Source organism: Curtobacterium sp. 1310 (genome assembly GCF_017834105.1).
Classification (GTDB): domain Bacteria; phylum Actinomycetota; class Actinomycetes; order Actinomycetales; family Microbacteriaceae; genus Curtobacterium.
This window is the reverse complement of sequence record NZ_JAFICY010000003.1, coordinates 276,904-295,412: the sequence shown is the minus strand read 5'-3', so window position 1 is coordinate 295,412 and position 18,509 is coordinate 276,904. Positions and strand designations below refer to the sequence as shown.

Genomic DNA, 18,509 nt, shown 5'->3' with positions numbered 1-18,509 from the left:
GCAGGCTCCGGCGACCATGACCCGCGGCCGCACGCTGCTCTTCGCCGTCGCGGGCGGTGCGGCGGTGGGCAACCTGTACTGGGCGCAACCGCTGCTCGACGACATCGCCGCCGACCTCGGCACCTCGCCCGCGTCCGCGGGGTTCCTCGTCACGCTGACGCAGGTCGGCTACGCCCTCGGGATCCTGCTGCTCGTGCCGCTCGGCGACGTGGTCGACCGTCGTCGGCTGGTGCCGGGCGTGCTCGCAGCCTCCGCCGTGGCCCTGCTCGCGGCCGCACTCGCCCCGGGGTTCAGCGCCCTGCTCGTCGCACTCGCGCTGGTCGGCGCCACGACGGTCGCCGGACAGCTCCTCATCCCGCTCGCGGGCGACCTGGCCGACCCGGCGTCACGTGGTCGGGTGGTCGGGACGATCGCGTCCGGCGTGCTCACCGGCATCCTGCTGTCCCGGACCGTCAGCGGCGTGATCGCAGAGGTCGCCGGGTGGCGGAGCGTGTACGTCCTGGCCGCGGTGGTCGCGGTCGTGCTGGCGTTCCTGCTCGCGCGGGCGGTCCCGCGCCTGCCACGGCGCGAGCGGGTGCGGTACCCGCAGCTCATCGCGTCGGTGGTCGGAGTCGTCCGGGCACACCTGGCGGTCCGCGTGACGCTGGTCGTCAGCGCGTCGGTGTTCGCCGTGTTCACGATGTTCTGGACGGCGCTGACGTTCCTGCTCAGCAGCGCACCCTTCGGGTACTCGACCACCGCGATCGGCGCCGTCGGTCTGGTCGGGCTCGCCGGGGCGGTGGCGGCGCAGCGCGTCGGGCGGCTGCACGACCGCGGCTGGTCGGTCCCGGTCACCGGTGCCGCGCTCGTGCTGGTGCTCGTCTCGCTGGTGGTCGCGGGGCTGGGGGCGCGGTCGATCGTGGTCGTGCTCGTCGCGGTGCTGCTGCTCGACGTCGGGGTGCAGGCCACGAACGTGCTGAACCAGACACGGCTGTTCGCGATCGACCCCGCGGCTCGCAGCCGGTTGAACACGGCGTTCGTCACCGGGAACTTCGCCGGCGGCGCGGTCGGGTCGGCGATCGCCGGCGTGCTCTGGAACGCCGGCGGGTGGACCGCCGTGACGGTCGGCGCTGCCGTGCTGGTCGGCTTCGCGACGACGGTCTGGGCGGTGCACCGACGCGGGGCACTCGCGCTCCCGGGGCGCACCGCGTCGAGCTGACGGTCGGGATCAGGGGCGGAACGACTCCGGCACGTCGAGGTCGCCGTGCTCCGCCTGCCACCGCAGCGCATCGCGCACCGTCGCCGACGCCGTGTACGCCGGTGCGTACCCGAGGACACGCCGCGGCTTCTCGGTGCTGAACACCTGGCTGCGGGACAGGTGCTCCCAGCTCGCGTCGGCGTGCTCCGGATCCGTGGTCTGCCGGAACCGGTCCCAGTCGACGGACTCGAGCCGTGCCTCCCGGCCGGCCCACGACGCGACCAGGTGGGCGTACCCGCGCACCGTGAGCGCCGTCGGGGCGGTCGCGAAGAAGTCCTGCCCGGCGGCGGCGTCCCGCTGCTCGACCGCGAGCTGGAACAGCTGCGCGACGTCGTCGGCGTGCACGTGGGCCATCGACTCCGCGCCGAGGCCCGGGACCTCGACGACCTCGCCCGCGGCGAGCCGTTCGACCACCGTGGGGTCGAGGTTGCCGAGCGGACCGATCGGCATCCAGCCCGGACCGCTGATGTGCCCGGGGTGGATCGACGTCGTGACGACCCCGCCGTCGGCGGTCTCCTGCAGGAGCATCCGGGCGATGGCGTCCTTCTGCGTGCCGTACTCGCCGAAGGGCGGCGTGGCGGTCTCCTCGGTGATCGGCAGGACGTGCGAGACGCCGGCGCGCCAGATCGACCCGCAGTGGACCAGGTGGGTCCGGCTGCCGCGGAGCGCCCGGACGAGCTGCTCGGCCGACCCGAGCGTGAAGCAGACGAGGTCGACCACGGCGTCGGCGCCGAGAGCGGCGATCCGGTCGCCGAACGTGCCGTCCCGGTCCTCCTGCTCGCGGTCGGCGGTGATCCGCTCGACCTGCTCCCACTCGGGAGCCTCCGCGTACGGGCTGCTGGTGCCGCGCGTCACGACCCTGACGCGGTGCCCGGCGCGCACGAGGCGGGGGACCAGGAAGGTGCCGATGTGGCCGGTGGCTCCGATGACGACGATGTCCATGCGGGCCACGCTAGGCGCGCGTCCCCGTGTGCGGCAGGCCCTGCCGGTGCTCCCCGGCGGACGGGACGGCGACGGACCGGACACCGGACGGACGGGAGGCGCGTGGCGGGTCCGCCACGTGCCTCCCGTCCGGTGTCGGTCCGGTCAGGACCCGCTGACCACCTTGACGGAGCCGGCGATGACCGCCGCGTCCTCGGCGAGCGCGCCGACCGGGTCGGGCAGGCCGGAGCTGCTGAGGAGCTTGCGGGCGGCCCACCCGGCGAAGCTGCCGACGATCGCGCCGACGCCTCCGAGGATCGCGCCCTCGAGTCGGAGGTCCCGCCGACCGGTCGTCCCGAGCGCCGCACCCGCGAACGCACCGGCACCGATGCGGCCGACCAGGCCGAGCGGCGAGATGCGGGCGGGGGCCTTCGGGGACTTGTCGCCGACGAGCTCGCCGATGGCGGACGCGACGAGCAGGCCGCGGCCGAGCGGCGAGCTGAAGGCCTTCCACTGCTGCCAGTCGCCCTTGACGGCCTTGTTGTCGTGGTTCAGCGCGAGGACGGCCAGCGGGGTGCTGCTCCGTCCACCGCTGAGGAACCCGAGTGCCAGAGTGCGGACCAGGGTGTGCTGCTCGTCGTGCTTGCTCATCGGTTCTCCCGTCGTGTCGCACCGGACGGTACTCGCCGGGCGCTGGGGGACGGACCCGCTCCCGCCGCTTCCGAGCCGCACCGCGTACCGTCCGGGCCATGAGCAACGTCATCCTGTTCGGCGGCCACGGCAAGGTCGCGCTCCTCGCCACCCGGATCCTCACCGAGCGCGGACACCGCGTGACCTCCGTGATCCGCGACCCCGACCAGCAGGACGAGGTGCGCGCCCACGGCGGCGAGCCCCGGGTCGCCGACGTGCAGGAGCAGTCGCTCACCGACTTCGCCGACCTGGTCCGCGGGCACGACGCCGTCGTCTGGTCGGCCGGTGCCGGCGGCGGTTCCGCGGACCGCACCTGGGCGATCGACCGCGACGCCGCCGTCCTGTCCGTGCAGGGCGCCGCGCAGGCCGGGGTCGACCGCTACGTGATGGTCTCGTGGTCCGGGTCGAAGCTCGACCACGGGATCCCCCAGGACCAGGACTTCTTCGCGTACGCGCAGTCCAAGATGATCGCCGACGCCGTGCTCCGGGACTCCGGGCTGCAGTGGACGGTCGTCGCGCCGAGCACCCTGACCGACGACGAGCCGACCGGCTCGGTCGACTGGGACGGCTCGGCGTCGCAGGTCCCGCGCGGTGACGTGGCCCACGTGGTCGCGGACGTGCTCGAGGACCCGTCGACGGCCGGTCGGACCATCCGCTTCAACGGCGGCGACACGGCGATCGCCGACTTCCTCCGGGGCTGACCGCGTGGCGGACGCCCCCCGGTCGCTCACGCTGGAGATCGGGGACCACGAGCTGGTGATCCGGCTCGTGCGGCGCGTCCACCTCCGACGGATCGGGGGCCCCGTCACCGAAACGTCGCGAGACTTCTGACCACCGGGACGAACGGACCAGTCCATGCACGCTCTCCTCGTCCGCATCCGGGAGTCCTTCTGGTTCCTGCCGGCCGTGCTCGGTGTGGTGGCGATCGTCGCCGCGCAGCTGCTCGTCACCCTCGACCGCGAGGTCCTCGACGGGCGGGTCCCCGCGGTGCCGTTCCTCGACGCGCTGAGCGCCGGGGGCGGTCGGTCGATCCTGACGACGATCGGCACGGCGATGCTCACGGTCGCCGGGACGTCGTTCTCGATCACGATCTCGGTCCTCGCCACCACGTCCTCGACGTACGGCCCGCGGCTCGTGCGGAACTTCACGGCCGACCGGGCGAACCAGCTCGTGCTCGCGGCGTTCACGTCGACGTTCCTCTACGCGATGGTCGTGCTGCGGACGGTGCACACCGACGTCGACGACGGCGACCCGTTCGTCCCCGTCGTCGCGATCCACGTCGCGGTCCTGCTCGCCGTGCTCGACGTGGGCGTGCTCGTCTTCTTCATCCACCACATCGCGTCGAGCACGCAGATCACGTCGCTGCAGCGGCAGGTGCAGACCGACCTGCGTGCAGCGGTCGACGAGGCCTACCGGGACGGCGACGACGATCGACGGACGATCGCCCCCGTCGTCGTGCCCGAGGACGGGTGGTCCGCGGTCCGGGCTGCGGCCGACGGCTACGTGCAGTCGGTGGAGTGGCGGGCCCTGACGGCCTGGGCGGGCCGCAACGACCGTCTCGTCGACGTCGTCGCGACCCCGGGCCGGTACGTGATCCAGGGCGACGTCGTCGTCCGGGTCCGCGCGGACGGGGGCAGCAGGCCGACGGTCGACGCCGCCACCGCTCGGACGCTGCGCGCCGCGGTGGTCCTCGGCACCGCCAGGACGCCCGTGCAGGACGTCGAGTTCGCCCTGCAGCAGCTGGTCGAGATCGCCGTCCGCGGGCTCGCTTCCGGCTCGAACGACCCGTACACCGCGGTCAGCGCCCTGGACATGGCGACGCCGGTCCTGGTGCCGCTCTGGCGGGACCGGGCGGCCGTCACGGCGCTGCTCGGCCCGGAGGGAGCGCCGCGCGTCCTGCAGCACTGGCCGGCACCGGAGGACCTCGTGGCGGGCCTCTTCGCGACCGTCGGCCACTACGGCGCCGGGCAGCCGCTCGTCGAGCGTGCCGCCGACCGGCTGGCCGGTCGGCTCGAGCAGCAGGCGTCCCAGCGGCGGCGCGGACTCGTCGCGACGATGCGTGCGCGGACCGTCGACCCCGGCCAGGACAGCCCCGCCTGAACGGTTCCACAGCACATCAGGCACCATGGACGGATGGCCACCACCAGACCACCCGCAACCGCATCCGATCAACTCCGGCCCGGTGAGCCGGTCCGCACCACCCCCCAGCTCGCTCGTTGGGTCTTCTGGCCGGCCGCCGTGATCGTGCTCGGCTTCGTCGCCTGGACCCTCATCGCGCCGTCGTCCGCCGAGGCCGTGTTCACCGCACTGCAGAGCGGGATCGTCCGCAACTTCAGCTGGTACTACGTGCTCATCGCGGCGTTCTTCGTCGGGTTCTCCCTGTTCGTCGGCTTCTCGAGGTACGGCGACATCAAGCTCGGCAAGGACCAGGACGAACCCGAGTTCTCCACCGGCTCGTGGTTCGCCCTGCTCTTCGCTGCGGGCATGGGCATCGGCCTCGTCTTCTACGGTGTCTCCGAGCCGCTCAGTCACTTCGCCTCGCCCCGGCCCGGTGTCACGGGCACCGAGAACCAGCTCGCCCAGCAGGCGATGACCCAGACCTTCCTGCACTGGGGCCTGCACGCCTGGGCCATCTACGTCGTCCTCGGCCTCGCCCTGGCGTACGCGATCCACCGCAGGGGCCGCCCGGTCTCGATCCGCTGGGCCCTCGAACCGCTGCTCGGCAACCGCGTGCGCGGCGGGTGGGGCAACCTCATCGACGTGATCGCCCTGATCGGCACGCTGTTCGGTGTCGCGACCTCGCTCGGCCTCGGTGTCATCCAGATCGGTGCCGGCCTCGAGAGCGCGGGCCTCGCCGAGAGCAGCACCGTCAGCCAGATCGCCATCATCGCGGTCATCACCGCCGTGACGATCGTCTCCCTGGTCACCGGTGTGACCAAGGGCATGAAGATCCTCTCGAACTTCAACCTCATCCTCGCGGCGGCACTGCTGCTCTTCATCCTGATCGTCGGCCCCACGCAGTTCCTGCTCCGCGACTTCGTCCAGTCGATCGGTGCCTACCTGCAGAACGTGGTGGGCCTGTCCTTCAACGTCACCGCGCAGCAGGGCGCCGCGGGCGAGGAGTGGCAGGGCGCCTGGACCACGTTCTACTGGGGCTGGTGGATGTCGTGGGCCCCCTTCGTGGGCATCTTCATCGCCCGGATCTCGCGCGGTCGCACCGTCCGTGAGTTCGTCTTCGGCGTGCTGCTCGTGCCGACCGCCCTCACCTTCCTCTGGTTCGCCGTCCTCGGCGGTGCCGCGATCCACCAGGAGACCGACGGTACCGGCGGCCTCGTCGGCGCGGACGGCTCCGTCGACGTCGAGGGGTCGCTCTTCACGCTGCTCGCCGACCTGCCCGCGGGCGTCGTGCTGACGTTCGGCGCGATCCTGCTCATCGGTGTGTTCTTCGTGACGTCCTCGGACTCGGGGTCGCTCGTCATGGCGATGATCGCCTCGGGCGGTGACATCGAGCCGAAGAACTGGCTCCGCGTCTTCTTCGCGGTCGTCGCCGCCCTGCTCGCCGTCGCGCTGCTGCTGACCGGCGGGCTGAACGCGTTGAAGACCGCGGCGATCACCACGGCACTCCCGTTCAGCGTCGTGCTGCTCATGGTCTGCTGGTCCACCGTGATCGCCTTCAACCGGGAACGCCGGGCGTACGACAAGGCGGAGCGCGAGGTCCTGCTCGAGCACGTCGGCGCGTACTACGGTCTCGAGGTCGACGCACCGGAGCAGCGGCAGTCCGGTCGCCCCTGGGACCTGGTGCGCCGGATCCGCGGCGGCCGTGGGCGTTCCGCGTCGGCCGTCGGCGAGGTCAGCACCTCGCCGGACGCCTTCCCGGTGCACACGCAGACCGTCTCGCCGGACCCCGGCATCGACGCGACCCTCGACCCGGCGCCGGCGGACACGTCCGCCGACCGCCCGGAGGAGCGCCCAGGCTCCTGACGCGACCCGGTGACGGACGGGAGGCGCGGTGCCGGCTGGCACCGCGCCTCCCGTCCGTCCTGCCGTCAGCCGAGCTGCGCCGCGAGCACGTCCGGCGTCTGCTGGAGCGACGCCTTGACCATCGCGCTCCACTCGTCGACGACGACCTCCGCGAGCCCCTGCTCGACCCCGTCGAGCGACGCGCGTGCGACGTCGGCCGGGTCGGTCATGTGGCCGTCGTACCCGGCCATCATGTCGGTGTCGGCCGCGCCGAGGTGCAGCCCCTGGACCGTGATCCCGGCGTCGCGCAGCTCGAGCCGGACCGCGTTCGTCATGTTCCACTCCGCGGCCTTCGCCACCCCGTAGGCACCTGACCCCGGGTACGCGAACCAGGAGAGCGCGGAGAGCACGTTGACCACCGCGCCACCACCGTTGCGCTCGATGACCGGTGCGAAGGCCCGCAGCATCGACAGGGTGCCCCAGAGGTGGGTGTCGAGCAGCCGGTGCGCGTCGGCGAGGTCGTCGCGCAGGAGCGAGCCGGTCCCGGCGATCCCGGCGTTGTTGACGAGCAGCGTGACGTCCTGCGCGGCGGCAGCCGCAGCGGCGACCGACGTCTCGTCGGTGATGTCGAGCGGCAGCACCTCGACGCCGTCGATGTCCACGAGCTCGGGACGGCGAGCGGTCGCGTAGACCTTCGACGCGCCGCGCTCGAGCAGCTGGGTGACGAAGCGGCGGCCGATGCCCCGGTTCGACCCGGTGACGAGTGCGACGGATCCGGCGATGTCCATGGTGTCCTCCTGCCTGGCGGGTCCTTCCCGCTGCGGCTCGGCTACGGTAGGACCTCACATCGGTGTCAGGTGCAAGTGTGGATCGGAGACGACGTGCGGATCGGTGACCTCGCTGCGGCGACGGGTGCGAGCGTGCGCTCGCTGCGGTACTACGAGGAGCAGGGGTTGCTCAGCGCGGAGCGGACCGCGGGTGGCCAGCGGTCCTACGCGGCGTCGTCGGTCGAACGGGTGCAGCTCGTGCAGCAGCTCTTCGCCGCCGGACTCCCGAGCCGGACCATCGTGCAGCTGCTGCCGTGCGTCGACGCGGGGGTGGCGACGCCGGAGTCCTTCGCGCTGCTGGTCGCCGAGCGCGACCGGATCACCGCACAGCTCGCGGAGCTCGAGGCCGCCCGCGACCGGCTCGACGAGGTCATCGCGATCACCGAGCACCCGACGCCCGAGCACTGCCCGGCGCTCCGGGAGCACGCCGCCGCGGCCTGAGGGACGCCGACGCTGTCGGTGGCCCCGCCTAGCGTGAGGGCATGCCCGAGGGTGACTCCGTCCACCGCCTGGCAGCTCGACTCCGTGCCGTCGACGGGGCCCTGGTCGCCCGCGGCGAGCTCCGCGGCGGCGCCGACGCCGGCACCCCGCTCGGCGGCCGGCGCATCGTCGCCCACGCCACGCACGGCAAGCACCTGCTCACCCGGTTCGACGACGGCACGACGCTCCACACCCACATGCGGATGACCGGTTCGTGGACCACGACGGGTGCGGGGAAGCGGCTGCCGGTCCGCGCCGCGCAGGACGCCCGGGTGCGCATGGCCCTCGACGACGGACGGACGGTGTGGGGGATCGCGCTGCCCGTGGTCGAGCTGCTCCCCACCCGCGACGAGCACCTGGCGGTCGGGTACCTCGGCCCGGACCTGCTCCACGACGACTTCGACCGCGACGAGGCCGTCCGACGCTGCACGGCCGACCCGGACCTGCCCGTGCGCACGGTCCTGCTCGACCAGCGGCGCGTGGCCGGGCTCGGCAACCTCTGGGCGAACGAGCTCGGCTTCGTCCGCGGGCTGCACCCGGACCGGCCGATCGGCACGGTCGACGTCGGGACCCTGCTCGACACCGCGCAGCGGATGCTCCGCCACTCGGCGACGACACCGGACGCCCACCAGGTGACGACGGGGGTGCTCCGTCGTGGGGAGCGCCACTGGGTCGTCGGGCGGGCCGGTCGGCCGTGCCTGCGCTGCGGCACGCGGGTGCGCGCCCGCGACGACGTCGAGGTGGTCGGCTCCGCGCCCCGACGCGTCTGGTGGTGTCCCCGCTGTCAGCCCGCGGCGATCGGGCTCGCCGGGACCGCCGCGGGCTGACCGTCAGCGATGCCCCGGGCGACCTGCTCGGGCGTGCGTCCGACGGTCGACACGACCTCGGCGGCGTCGTGCAGCCAGCCGTCCGCCGCCTCGGCGTACGGGGCGAGGCGGCTCATCCGGAAGGTCGAGTAGCCGACGACGGCGTCGTCCTCGATCCGTCGGCGCAGGGTGTCCTGGTCGGCGTGCAGGACGACGTGCCGCACCGGGATCCCGTGCTGCGCGAACCCGTCGGCGATCTCCCGCCAGTAGGCCTCGACCAGCACGGTCTGCGGCATGACGAGGGTGCCGCCGACCTGGTCGAGCACCCGCCGCGCGGTCTCGACGACGAGGGGGCGCCACGGGGCCCAGTGCTGGAAGTCCCCGTGGTCGGGCAGCGCCGGTCGGACGTCCATCAGGACCTCGCCGATCTTCTCCGGGTCGAGCACGTGGGCGTCGGGCAGCATCGGCTGCAGCAGGCGGGCCGTCGTCGTCTTGCCGGCCCCGTGGGTGCCGTTGATCCACACGATCACCCCGCGGACGCTACCGCACCGACCCGCTCGGGTGGGTCACGATCTGGACGCGCCACGGGACGGACGGGAGGCACGGTGCCGGCCCGCCACGGGCCTCCCGTCCGCCGCCGGGCCCGTCCGTTCACCTCGGTGCGGCAGGATGACCCCACCCCGTCCCGACGACCCCCGGAGTCACCGTGCCCGACCAGAAGCCCGCCGTCCTGTTCGTCTGCGTCCACAACGCCGGCCGCTCGCAGATGGCAGCCGGGTGGCTCCGGCACCTCGGCGGCGACCGTGTCGACGTCTTCTCCGCCGGGTCGGAGCCCGCCGACCGCATCAACGCCGTCGCGGTGCAGGCGATGGCCGAGGAGGGCATCGACATCGCGGGGGAGCAGCCCGCCGTCCTGACCACCGACGCGGTGCGCCAGGCGGACGTCGTCGTGACGATGGGCTGTGGGGACGCGTGCCCGGTCTTCCCGGGCAAGCGCTACGAGGACTGGGCGCTCACCGACCCGGCCGGCCTGCCGATCGACCAGGTGCGCCCGGTGCGCGACGACGTCCGCCGCCGGGTCGAGGCCCTGCTCGCCGAGCTGCTCTGAACCAGCGCCGCGACCGCTCGGTCAGACCAGCGCGGCGATCCCGAGCAGGAGCAGCGCGAGGAGCGGCAGCGCGCCCTGCGTGGTGGCGGCACGGCGCTTCGTCGCGTCGCTCGTGAACAGCACCAGCGCGGCGGCCAGCATGCTCCCGGTGCCGGCGACGACGAGCGTCAGGCCGACGGCGGTGCCGCCCGACGCGACGACGACGATGCCGACCAGGACGAGCACGGCGAGGAACAGGTTGTAGAAGCCCTGGTTGAACGCGAGCGAGCGTGTGGCGGCGGCCTCCTGCTCGGAGGTGCCGAAGGTGTTCCGCGCACGCGGGGTGGTCCAGAGGACGGACTCGAGCACGAAGATCCAGACGTGCAGGAGCGCGGCGAGGGCGGCGAGCACCAGGGCGACGACGGTCATGCCCAGACCCTACGACGTCCGGTCAGCGACGTCGCGTGGCCCGGCGTCGCACGAGCCCGAGCGCCGCTGCCGCGAGCAGGCCGCCGATCACCGCGCCGATGCCGTTCGTGACCAGGTCGCTCGTGTCGCAGGCCCGGCCGATGCCGAGCACGAACGCCTGCACCACCTCGATGCCGGCGGACAGGCCGATGCCGGCAGCCGCCGTCAGCAGCGGCCGGCCGGTGCGCAGCCCGGCCAGGAACACGACCGGGACGAGGACGCCGGAGGCGAGCCACGGCACCTCGACGAGCAGGGTGGAGAACAGGGGTCAGGTCCTTCGGTGCGCAGGGAGCGGGAGCTCGTGCCCCGCGTCCCAGGGCTCCGTCCAGCCGAGCCGGTCGAAGAGCGCGTCGAGCAGCATCGCCGTGAACCCCCAGAGCGTGTGCACGCCCTGGTCCGACCGTACCGTGAAGGCCGGCCCCCGCCACTCCCGGCCGCCGCGACGGAGGACGGTCACCCCGCGGTTCGCCGGGTCGAGCAGGTCGGCCACGGGCGTCCGGAAGACGGCGGCGGACTCCCGCTCGTCGACGACCCGCACGGGAGTGGGTTCGCGCCACCACCCGAGCACGGGCCGCACCAGGTGGTTCGAGTGCGCGAGCGGTACGGCGGGCAGGGTGCCGAGGACCTCGACACCGGACGGGTCGAGCCCGGTCTCCTCGCGGGCCTCCCGCAGGGCCGCAGCGGGCGCGTCGACGTCGTCCGGGTCGATGCGCCCGCCGGGGAACGCGATCTCGCCCGGGTGCGAGCGGAGGGTCGAGGCGCGGGCGAGCAGCAGGACGTCGAGGTCACGGTGCACGGCGTCGGCGACGGCGGGGCGCGTGCTCGGGGTGCGGTCGAGCACTCCGAAGAGCATGAGCACGGCCGCCGCCCGGGGGTCCGGCGTGCTCGGCATCGCGGGCACGAGCGGGGCGGCTCCGGGGCCGGCGGCGGCGGCGAGCGCCGCGCGGGCAGCGTCGGCCGACGGGACCTGCGCCGCCCTGGTCACCGCCGTGTGCCGTCCTCGTCCGTGCCGTGTCCGACCGTGCCGTCCTCGACGTCCGGTCCCGCGGCGGGGACACCGTTCCGACGGGCCAGCAGGGCGCGGACGCCGACGACGCCGGCGAACACGACGACGACCAGCGCGACGATCAGCAGCAGGATCGTGTGGTGTCGGTGGTCGACCGGGGCGACGGCCGCCTGGGTGGCCGACACCTCGTCGGAGGTGCCGGACGCGGCGTCCGCCGTCGCCGTCGCGGTCGGCGCTGCGGAGGACGCAGCAGCGGTCGGGGTCGGCGTCTCCGCGATGCCCGAGGTCGTCGAGGAGTCGAGCGCTGCCGGGCCGCTCGACGCGAACCGGTACTCGCCGGAGATCGGGTGCCCGTCGACGGAGACGCTCCGCCACCGCACCGAGTACGACCCCGCTTCGGAGATGTCGAGGTCCTTGCCGATGGTGTTGCCCTCGACCGTGACCTCGCCGGACGTGTGCTCGGCGTCCTGGGCGTCGGTGACGCTGATCACGATGCCGGTCTGCAGGCCGCTGAGCGGCGGTTCGGAGAGGGTCAGGGTGATGCGGTCCAGGTCACCCGCGACCGTCGCGTCGGCCACCGGGTCGGACGCGACCAGCACGTCGTGGGCCGATGCCGGTCCGGCGACGAACAGGACGGGCGCGAGCGCTGCGACGACGACGGTGGCGAGGAGGGCTCGGAGACGCACGGGTGCCTTTCGACGAGGGCGGACCCGGCTGGTACCGGACGCCCCGAGCGTACCCGGGGCGTCCGGCAGAGCGGCCCGGTCAGCCCTTGCTGACGAACTGCACGTCGGACGAGCCGAGCTGCAGCTGCTCCTCGATGCCCTGCTGGTCCGTCGAGCCCCAGCGCTCCGCGATCCTGCCGTCGACGAACTTCGACACCTGGATGCCACGGACGGTGAACGAGCGTCCGGTCGGCTCGTGCCCCTGGAACGGACCCGTGTGCGTGCCGTGGATCGTGAACACCGCGGTGACGAAGTCGTCGGTGACGATCAGCGGGTCGGCCTCGAGCGTGACGTCGGGGAACGCCGTCGTGAACTCCGTCCAGAAGTCGACGATGCCGGCGAGTCCGGGCGCCTGCCCGGGTGCGGGGTCGTGGTCGACGACGTCCTCGTGCCAGGCCTCGTGCATGCGACCCCAGTCGCGGGCCTCGAGGATCCCGCCGAGCTTCTCCTGCGTGGCGGCGTTCGCGTCCTTGGTCATGTGGGTTCCTCCCGTGGTCGGACGGTGAGGGTCCTGGCTACGCCGGAGACCCCGGAACGACCCGGGTGTCCGAGGGACACGCTGTCCGATCGGCGAACGACGGTGGCGACGGACGGGAGGAGCGTGGCGACCCCGCCACGCTCCTCCCGTCCGTCCGCCGACCGGTCAGCGGCCCGTCCCGCGCTGGATCTCGACGTCGCCCGCCACCGCCGTGAACCGGTACTGCTGCGCGGCACCGGGGTCGGTACCGAGCTCGTTGTCGACGTCGCCGACGGTGGCCTCGGCGGTGATCCGGTAGTCGCCGTCCGGCAGGCTGACCACCTGGTCGCCCGACGTCGTCTCGACCGTGATGCTCCGCGGCGCCGCAGCGAGGGTGAGCTGCACGTCGCCCGAGGTCGCCTCGACGGCGAGGGCGTCCGCCCGCCCGTCGAGCGTGACGTCACCGGCGGTGCTCGTCAGTGCGACGTCACCCCAGCTGCCGGCGAGCAGCACGTCGCCGGCGGTGGCGTCGACCTCGACCGGGACGTCCGCGGCGTCCTCCGGCACCCGCACGGTCAGGTGGGCGCCCTGCCGGACCCCGACGGAGAGGTCGACGATGCTCCACGCCGGACCGGACACCGTGAGGTCGAGCACCCCGTCGCGGACCGCGTGCCGCTCACGGAGTCGTGTGTCACCGGCGACGAAGACGACCTCCGTGCGGTCCACGTCGACCCGCTCGACGCGGACGTCGGTTGCCCCGGCCTCGATCCGGATGCGGTCGAAGGACTCGTCGACGGCACTCGTCCGCGAGTGGTCCTGCCGGTCGCTGGCGGCGACGGACTGCACCACGACGACGGCGAGCAGTGCGACGAGCAGCACGGAGCCGACCACGAGCAGGACGGTCCGCAGGGTGCGGGGACGTCGGGGAGCCGGTGGGGGCGTGGAGCTGGTGGGCGGGGCGGTGGTCGTCACGGGGATCTCGTTCCTTCGGGTGCTGGTGCGGGGTGGGCGGGCGGGGCGGGGCGGGTGCGCGGTCAGCGTCCCCGGCCGGCGGCCTCGGACAGGTAGCGGAGCACGGCGAGCACGCGGCGGTTGCCGGTGCCCTCGGCCGGGACGCCGAGCTTCGTGAACACGGCGGAGACGTGCTTCTCGACCGAGCTCTCGGTGATGTGCATCGCAGCGGCGACCGCGCTGTTCGACCGACCCTCGGCCATGAGCTGCAGGACCTGGAGCTCCCGCGGGGACAGGGTGTCGATGCCGTCCGTGCGGCGCGAGCGGGCGAGGATCTGCGCGACCACCTCGGGGTCGAACACGGTGCCACCCGAACCGACCCGCGCGACGTCACCGAGGAACTCGTCGACCTCGACCACGCGGTCCTTGAGCAGGTACCCGAGTCCTGCGGTGTCGCTCGTGATGAGGTCGGCCGCGTAGCGCTCCTCGACGTACTGGGAGAGCACGAGCACCGCGACCCCGGGGTGCTGCGCGCGGATGAGGACCGCGGCGCGCACCCCCTCGTCGGTGGAGGTCGGGGGCATCCGCACGTCGACGATCGCCAGGTCGGGGCGGTCGGCGGCGACGGCGTCGAGGAGGGCGGGAGCGGTGTCGACGGCCGCCGTCACCTCGTGCCCGGCGTCGGTCAGCAGGCGGACGAGTCCGGCCCGCAGGAGGACGGCGTCCTCGGCGATCACGATGCGCACGGGAGCTCCACGGTCACTCGGGTCGGGCCGCCGACGGGGCTCTCGGTCAGCAGGGTGCCGCCGGCGGCGCGGACGCGGTCGCGCATCCCGCTCAGTCCGCCGCCGGGGTGACCGTCGGTGCCGGCGCCACCGACCCCGTCGTCCCACACGACGGTCCGGACACCGCCGGGCACCTGGTCGACGGTGACGGAGCACCGCGTGGCACCGGAGTGCTTCGCGACGTTCGTCAACGCCTCGGCGACGGCGAAGTAGAGGACCGCCTCGACCTCGGGCCGCGGTCGACCGGTGAGCACCACGTCGACGGTCGTCGGGACGGCGTTGCGTGCGGCCACGGCGGACAGCGCGGCGTCGAGCCCCCGGTCGGTGAGGATCGCCGGGTGGATGCCTCGGGCGAGCTGTCGGAGCTCGGTGATCGAGTCCTTCGCGTCGCGGTGCGCCTGGTCGAGGAGCTCCCGGGTGGCCGCGGGGTCGCTGTCGAAGCGCGACCGGGCCATGCCGAGGGTCATCGCGAGCGCCACGAGCCGGGGCTGGACGCCGTCGTGCAGGTCGCGCTCGATGCGGAGTCGTTCGGTGGTCGCGGCGTCGACCGCACCCTGCCGGGCGTCGGCGAGGGCGTGGATGCGGTCCTGCAGCGCCGCGGTCCGGCTGGAGCCGAGGAGCAGCGGTGCGAGCGCCCGGTCGAGACTGCCGGCGCCCCACACGTAGAGCACGGTCACCACGAGGAGCACCACGCTCGCCGTGACACCACCGGCCGTGCCACCGGGGAGCAGTCCCGGCAGGGGACCGGATCGAGCCGTCGTCACGATGAACGGAGCGAGCGTCACGAGCGAGAGGAACCCCCAGCCGAGCACGGTGGACACCAGGTGGTGCGCCAGCGCCCGCCAGGTCACCGGGTCGGCGAGGTCGACGAACGCCTGCACCACGGGACGCCAGAGCCCGGTCGTGCGGGTCGTCCGGCGGATCGGCCGTGGGATCTCGACGTCGCGGAGGGCCGCGGCGCGGCGGCGCTCGAGCTCGGCGGCCCACCGGGCCGTCAGGGTCGTGGCCACCAGCAGGAGCACCCCGACCCCGGCGGCGGGGATGCTGCCGATCGAGGTGGCGAGGAACGTGACGAGGAGGACGGTCCAGACGAGGCCGAGGAACGCGTCGAGGAGGAGGTCCACGGCGGAGCTCCAGAGGGCGATCGCTTTCTGCACGGCTTCACAGTAGGGGCGGACGCGAGCACCGCTCGACGGTGGTGACCGCACGATCGGGTGGGGGTTTCCCCCACCCGCCCACGGACGGACGGGAGGCGCGCGGCGACCCCGCCACGCGCCTCCCGTCCGTCGTGCCGGTGGGTCAGCGACCGGCGGCGTTGTGGTTCGCGACCTGCGTCGCGGACAGCTCCGTCGAGTAGACCGCGGCGTACCGCATCGACCCGGTGAAGTACTCCCTGGACGGCGCCCCCGGCCACCCGCTGATGGTGTCGTACCCGATGCGGAAGTACCCGGTGTAGTTCTCCGGGGCCTTGAACGCGGTGTTCGACGCGACGAGGGTGCCGTCCAGGTACAGGCGCATCCCGTTCGTCGGCGACATCGTCGACACGACGTGGTGCCACGCACCGTCGGTGACGGCCTTCGGGGACGTGATCACCTGCGTGGTGCCGTTGTACGAGCCGAACACGAGCTGCCCCGAGGTGTTGACGTAGATCTGCCGGTCGTGCTGCCCCGAGGTGGCGACCTGGTTGCTGCCGAAGCCGATGAGCAGTCCACCGGCCACCGTGGTGCGGAACCAGACCTCCTCGCTGAAGGTCGTCGGGTTCGCGTAGGCCCGCGGCGTCGAGACGAAGCTCGTCGACCCGTTCAGCGTGTACGCCGGACCACCGTCGCGGGAGCACGCTGCCGGGTTCGCGGTCGTGGTCATCGACCCCTGGTAGGTGCCGGCGTTGCCCTTGCCCGACGAGTCCGCCGCGGTCTTCGCGCCGGCAGCCTCGTCGAGGTCGTAGGCGAACAGCGCGCCGGAGGCGTCGGCCAGCGCTGCGGCACCGCAGGTGAAGTACGGCGCGGTCGCCGCGGTGTTGCCGGTGTTCGCGACGGTCGCGCTGTACGCGGACCGCGTCGGAGCGAACTGGTTGAGCAGCACGACCACGGCGAGGGCGACGACGAGCAGTGCGGCGACGACCCGGCCGTCGCGGAGGCGACCGGCCCTCACGAGGCACGCACCGGTTCGACACGGCCGACGGCCAGGCAGAGCACGAGCGGCACGAGGCACACCAGGACGAGCGCAGCCCAGCCGACCGGGTCGAGGTGGATGTTCGAGGTCAGCTGGTAGTGCCCGTTCGCCGTGAGCTCGTGGATGACGACGCGTCCGACCTGGCCGTCGACCAGGTGCACGGTGGTGCCGCCGTGGGCCTCGACGCGGACGGGGAACATCCCGGAGGAGACGATGGTCGCCTCGACACCCTCGGGGCTCGAGGTGTTCGTGATCGTGGTCACGTTCACGAACGGCTTGAGGACGAAGGCTGCGTACGAGGTCGTGAGGGCACCACCGGCGATGCGCAGGCAGGTGCGGGTCACGCGGTCGGTGAAGGCGCTGGTGAGCGTCCAGATCAGCAGGGTGCCGACGAGCAGGATCGGTGCGGCGCGGAACAGCCAGCCGAGGTGGGGCACGAGGAGCACCGGTGCGCCGATGACGTCGTGCTGCGTGAGCGTCCACGGGTCGGTGGCACCGTTGATGTCCCCGCGGGTGTGCAGGCCCTGCGCGTCGATGCCGATGATGCGGTGCGTGTAGACGACGCCGGGGTTCGCATCGGTCGCGAACGAGACGACGTCGCCGACCGCGAGCGTGTCCACGTCGACCGGCATGTCGAGCACGAGGGTGCCGACCGGGGCGGCCACGCCCATCGAGGGCGTCTCGACGACGAACCAGCGACCACCGGCGGACAGGAACAGCACCGCGGCGGTCAGCAGCACGGCGGCGACCGCGGCGACCGTCCAGGCGAGGACGGTCTCGGAGCGGCTGACGGCACGGCCGCGCAGGACCGGACGGTCGAGCGTGCCGCTGAGCGGGATCGCTGCGGTCTGGCTCATCTGCTGCTCCGGTGGGGTCGGCCGCCCCGGAGGGACGGCGGGTGGTGCGGGTGCGGGGAGTGCGTGGGGAAGGGGGGCGGCGCTCGGGCGTGGGGGGACGTCCGAGCGCCGCCGGGGTGGACGCGTCCGACCGGACGGGGGGATGACGGTCGGACTGCGCCGGGGGTGACGTCACCCGGCCGGAAGGGGGGAGGCCGGTCGGGGGGCGTCGGTCTGTGGAGTTCGGTCTGGGAGCGGGGGGTACCGTGCCGGCGGGACGGGATCAGGGCGTCACGCCGGCTCGCTCCCTGCGGGTCAGGCGGTGAAGGTCCAGGTCATCGGGACGGACGCTGCGAGGCCCTGGTACGTGTTGCCGGCCGACGGGTCGAGGGTGACCGCGAAGTTGAACGGCACGGTGGCGCCGGCGGCGGGGGCCTGGGGCATCGTGAAGGACGAGGCCGGCGCACCCTTGAAGCTGGCGAGGGTGCCGCTGAAGACGGTGGTCGAGCCCGAGGTGATGACGAGGTTCATCTTCGCGCACAGGTCGGTCGCGGTGCCGTTCTGCGTGCCGTTGGCCGACTGCGTGCAGGTCGCACCCGGGGTCAGCGTGAAGGTCGCGGCGTTCGCGGTACCGGTGTTCTTGATCGAGATCGCGGTGTTGACGGTGTTGCCGGGCGTCATCGTCGTGCTGCCACCGAACTTGTTGATGGTGGAGCAGGTCGCCGCGTTCGTGGAGACCGAACCACCGTCGGTGCTGAGGCAGGTGACGGTCGCGCCGGCGTTCTGCTCCTGCATGACCAGCGTGCCGGTCGCGGCGGTGTTGCTCGAGTTGGTGATGCTCGCGGCGAACCCGGAGAGGGTGCCGGTGAGCGAGAGCGACAGCAGGACGGCGGCGAAGATGCCGGCGAGGAGTGCCACGGGGGCGAAACGGATCCGCTTCATCGCGGAGGTGCGGAGCTTGGTGGACACGGTGTACCTCATCGTTCGGTGGTGGTGCGGGCAGTCGGAGCAAGTGGTTCGGGCTCACTTGCTTCAATGATCAAGATAGTCAGTTGTTCACCAATTTGACCACTCGTATACTTACCCCAGAGCGGGGGACGC

General features: G+C 73.1%; 22 protein-coding genes. 7 read left to right on the top strand and 15 right to left on the bottom strand.

Annotation, left to right across the window (positions count from 1 at the left end; translation table 11 throughout):
• The first annotated feature begins 16 nt into the window (after nt 1–16).
• Nucleotides 17–1,198: an MFS transporter gene (locus JOD95_RS09755; RefSeq protein WP_066657406.1), complete on the top strand. Its 1,182-nt coding sequence runs from the start codon at nt 17–19 to the stop codon at nt 1,196–1,198.
• Between the two features lie 9 nt (nt 1,199–1,207).
• On the opposite strand, the gene JOD95_RS09750 is transcribed toward JOD95_RS09755, so the two are convergent.
• Together JOD95_RS09750 and JOD95_RS09745 are read right to left on the bottom strand one after the other, a co-directional pair.
• Nucleotides 1,208–2,179: an NAD(P)-dependent oxidoreductase gene (locus tag JOD95_RS09750; protein WP_209684822.1), complete on the bottom strand. Its 972-nt coding sequence runs from the start codon at nt 2,177–2,179 to the stop codon at nt 1,208–1,210.
• 144 nt (nt 2,180–2,323) lie between these two features.
• Nucleotides 2,324–2,809, bottom strand: coding sequence for a DUF4126 family protein (locus tag JOD95_RS09745; RefSeq protein WP_066657411.1), 486 nt, complete (start codon nt 2,807–2,809; stop codon nt 2,324–2,326).
• A gap of 98 nt (nt 2,810–2,907) precedes the next feature.
• On the opposite strand from JOD95_RS09745, the gene JOD95_RS09740 reads away from it, so the two are divergent.
• From JOD95_RS09740 to JOD95_RS09730, 3 genes are all read left to right on the top strand, one after another.
• Nucleotides 2,908–3,549 carry an SDR family oxidoreductase gene (locus tag JOD95_RS09740; protein ID WP_066657413.1) on the top strand — a complete coding sequence of 214 codons (642 nt, stop codon included), beginning with the start codon at nt 2,908–2,910 and terminating at the stop codon, nt 3,547–3,549.
• Between the two features lie 154 nt (nt 3,550–3,703).
• A complete protein-coding gene (locus JOD95_RS09735; protein ID WP_209684821.1) occupies nt 3,704–4,948 on the top strand; it encodes a DUF2254 domain-containing protein in 1,245 nt (414 codons plus the stop codon).
• 33 nt (nt 4,949–4,981) lie between these two features.
• Nucleotides 4,982–6,829, top strand: a complete 1,848-nt coding sequence (locus tag JOD95_RS09730; protein WP_209684820.1) for a BCCT family transporter — start codon at nt 4,982–4,984, stop codon at nt 6,827–6,829.
• A 65-nt stretch (nt 6,830–6,894) separates the two neighbouring features.
• On the opposite strand, the gene JOD95_RS09725 is transcribed toward JOD95_RS09730, so the two are convergent.
• A complete protein-coding gene (locus JOD95_RS09725) occupies nt 6,895–7,596 on the bottom strand; it encodes an SDR family oxidoreductase (protein WP_209684819.1) in 702 nt (233 codons plus the stop codon).
• Nucleotides 7,597–7,665: 69 nt separating this feature from the next.
• Between JOD95_RS09725 and JOD95_RS09720 the strand changes: the two genes are divergently transcribed.
• Both JOD95_RS09720 and JOD95_RS09715 read left to right on the top strand, forming a co-directional pair.
• Complete coding sequence (locus tag JOD95_RS09720) at nt 7,666–8,076, top strand: MerR family transcriptional regulator (protein WP_307810415.1); 411 nt, start codon at nt 7,666–7,668, stop codon at nt 8,074–8,076.
• Between the two features lie 41 nt (nt 8,077–8,117).
• Nucleotides 8,118–8,942: a DNA-formamidopyrimidine glycosylase family protein gene (locus JOD95_RS09715; protein ID WP_209684818.1), complete on the top strand. Its 825-nt coding sequence runs from the start codon at nt 8,118–8,120 to the stop codon at nt 8,940–8,942.
• Here the strand turns inward: JOD95_RS09715 and JOD95_RS09710 are convergent.
• Complete coding sequence (locus JOD95_RS09710) at nt 8,900–9,451, bottom strand: AAA family ATPase (protein ID WP_209684817.1); 552 nt, start codon at nt 9,449–9,451, stop codon at nt 8,900–8,902. The genes JOD95_RS09715 and JOD95_RS09710 overlap by 43 nt on opposite strands.
• Before the next feature lie 176 nt (nt 9,452–9,627).
• Here JOD95_RS09710 and JOD95_RS09705 point away from each other — a divergent pair, with 176 nt between their 5' ends.
• A complete protein-coding gene (locus JOD95_RS09705) occupies nt 9,628–10,029 on the top strand; it encodes an arsenate reductase ArsC (protein WP_209684816.1) in 402 nt (133 codons plus the stop codon).
• 21 nt (nt 10,030–10,050) lie between these two features.
• On the opposite strand, the gene JOD95_RS09700 is transcribed toward JOD95_RS09705, so the two are convergent.
• The 11 genes from JOD95_RS09700 to JOD95_RS09650 form a co-directional block, all read right to left on the bottom strand.
• Nucleotides 10,051–10,437 (bottom strand): DUF1304 domain-containing protein, encoded by a 387-nt coding sequence (locus tag JOD95_RS09700; RefSeq protein ID WP_209684815.1) that lies wholly within the window; start codon nt 10,435–10,437, stop codon nt 10,051–10,053.
• A 22-nt stretch (nt 10,438–10,459) separates the two neighbouring features.
• Nucleotides 10,460–10,717 (bottom strand): VanZ family protein, encoded by a 258-nt coding sequence (locus JOD95_RS09695; protein WP_209684813.1) that lies wholly within the window; start codon nt 10,715–10,717, stop codon nt 10,460–10,462.
• Between the two features lie 27 nt (nt 10,718–10,744).
• A complete protein-coding gene (locus JOD95_RS09690; RefSeq protein WP_374191730.1) occupies nt 10,745–11,461 on the bottom strand; it encodes a CoA pyrophosphatase in 717 nt (238 codons plus the stop codon).
• Nucleotides 11,458–12,168 carry a copper resistance CopC family protein gene (locus tag JOD95_RS09685; RefSeq protein ID WP_209684810.1) on the bottom strand — a complete coding sequence of 237 codons (711 nt, stop codon included), beginning with the start codon at nt 12,166–12,168 and terminating at the stop codon, nt 11,458–11,460. Before JOD95_RS09685 ends, JOD95_RS09690 begins: the two co-directional genes overlap by 4 nt.
• Nucleotides 12,169–12,247: 79 nt before the next feature.
• Nucleotides 12,248–12,685, bottom strand: a complete 438-nt coding sequence (locus JOD95_RS09680) for an ester cyclase (RefSeq protein ID WP_066657448.1) — start codon at nt 12,683–12,685, stop codon at nt 12,248–12,250.
• 165 nt (nt 12,686–12,850) lie between these two features.
• A complete protein-coding gene (locus tag JOD95_RS09675) occupies nt 12,851–13,636 on the bottom strand; it encodes a DUF4097 family beta strand repeat-containing protein (RefSeq protein WP_209684808.1) in 786 nt (261 codons plus the stop codon).
• Between the two features lie 62 nt (nt 13,637–13,698).
• Nucleotides 13,699–14,361, bottom strand: a complete 663-nt coding sequence (locus tag JOD95_RS09670; protein WP_209684806.1) for a response regulator transcription factor — start codon at nt 14,359–14,361, stop codon at nt 13,699–13,701.
• On the bottom strand, nt 14,349–15,557 hold the full coding sequence (locus tag JOD95_RS16945) for a sensor histidine kinase (protein ID WP_209684804.1): 1,209 nt from the start codon (nt 15,555–15,557) through the stop codon (nt 14,349–14,351). The genes JOD95_RS09670 and JOD95_RS16945 overlap by 13 nt, the downstream gene beginning before the upstream one ends.
• Before the next feature lie 142 nt (nt 15,558–15,699).
• A complete protein-coding gene (locus tag JOD95_RS09660) occupies nt 15,700–16,551 on the bottom strand; it encodes a LamG domain-containing protein (RefSeq protein WP_209684803.1) in 852 nt (283 codons plus the stop codon).
• The gene (locus tag JOD95_RS09655; RefSeq protein ID WP_209684801.1) at nt 16,548–17,429 is read right to left on the bottom strand and encodes a S26 family signal peptidase; all 882 of its coding nucleotides are present in this window, start codon (nt 17,427–17,429) and stop codon (nt 16,548–16,550) included. The genes JOD95_RS09660 and JOD95_RS09655 overlap by 4 nt, the downstream gene beginning before the upstream one ends.
• Nucleotides 17,430–17,723: 294 nt before the next feature.
• A complete protein-coding gene (locus JOD95_RS09650; RefSeq protein WP_209684798.1) occupies nt 17,724–18,377 on the bottom strand; it encodes a hypothetical protein in 654 nt (217 codons plus the stop codon).
• Between the last annotated feature and the right edge of the window lie 132 nt (nt 18,378–18,509).

What these genes read in the sequence shown, in the direction of transcription:
- JOD95_RS09700 (WP_209684815.1), bottom strand. Translation starts at nt 10,437, where the DNA reads ATGACCGTCGTCGCCCTGGTGCTCGCCGCCCTCGCCGCGCTCCTGCAC.
- JOD95_RS09755 (WP_066657406.1), top strand. Translation starts at nt 17, where the DNA reads ATGACCCGCGGCCGCACGCTGCTCTTCGCCGTCGCGGGCGGTGCGGCG.
- JOD95_RS09680 (WP_066657448.1), bottom strand. Translation starts at nt 12,685, where the DNA reads ATGACCAAGGACGCGAACGCCGCCACGCAGGAGAAGCTCGGCGGGATC.
- JOD95_RS09715 (WP_209684818.1), top strand. Translation starts at nt 8,118, where the DNA reads ATGCCCGAGGGTGACTCCGTCCACCGCCTGGCAGCTCGACTCCGTGCC.
- JOD95_RS09745 (WP_066657411.1), bottom strand. Translation starts at nt 2,809, where the DNA reads ATGAGCAAGCACGACGAGCAGCACACCCTGGTCCGCACTCTGGCACTC.
- JOD95_RS09740 (WP_066657413.1), top strand. Translation starts at nt 2,908, where the DNA reads ATGAGCAACGTCATCCTGTTCGGCGGCCACGGCAAGGTCGCGCTCCTC.
- JOD95_RS09725 (WP_209684819.1), bottom strand. Translation starts at nt 7,596, where the DNA reads ATGGACATCGCCGGATCCGTCGCACTCGTCACCGGGTCGAACCGGGGC.
- JOD95_RS09750 (WP_209684822.1), bottom strand. Translation starts at nt 2,179, where the DNA reads ATGGACATCGTCGTCATCGGAGCCACCGGCCACATCGGCACCTTCCTG.
- JOD95_RS09730 (WP_209684820.1), top strand. Translation starts at nt 4,982, where the DNA reads ATGGCCACCACCAGACCACCCGCAACCGCATCCGATCAACTCCGGCCC.
- JOD95_RS09735 (WP_209684821.1), top strand. Translation starts at nt 3,704, where the DNA reads ATGCACGCTCTCCTCGTCCGCATCCGGGAGTCCTTCTGGTTCCTGCCG.
- JOD95_RS09655 (WP_209684801.1), bottom strand. Translation starts at nt 17,429, where the DNA reads ATGAGCCAGACCGCAGCGATCCCGCTCAGCGGCACGCTCGACCGTCCG.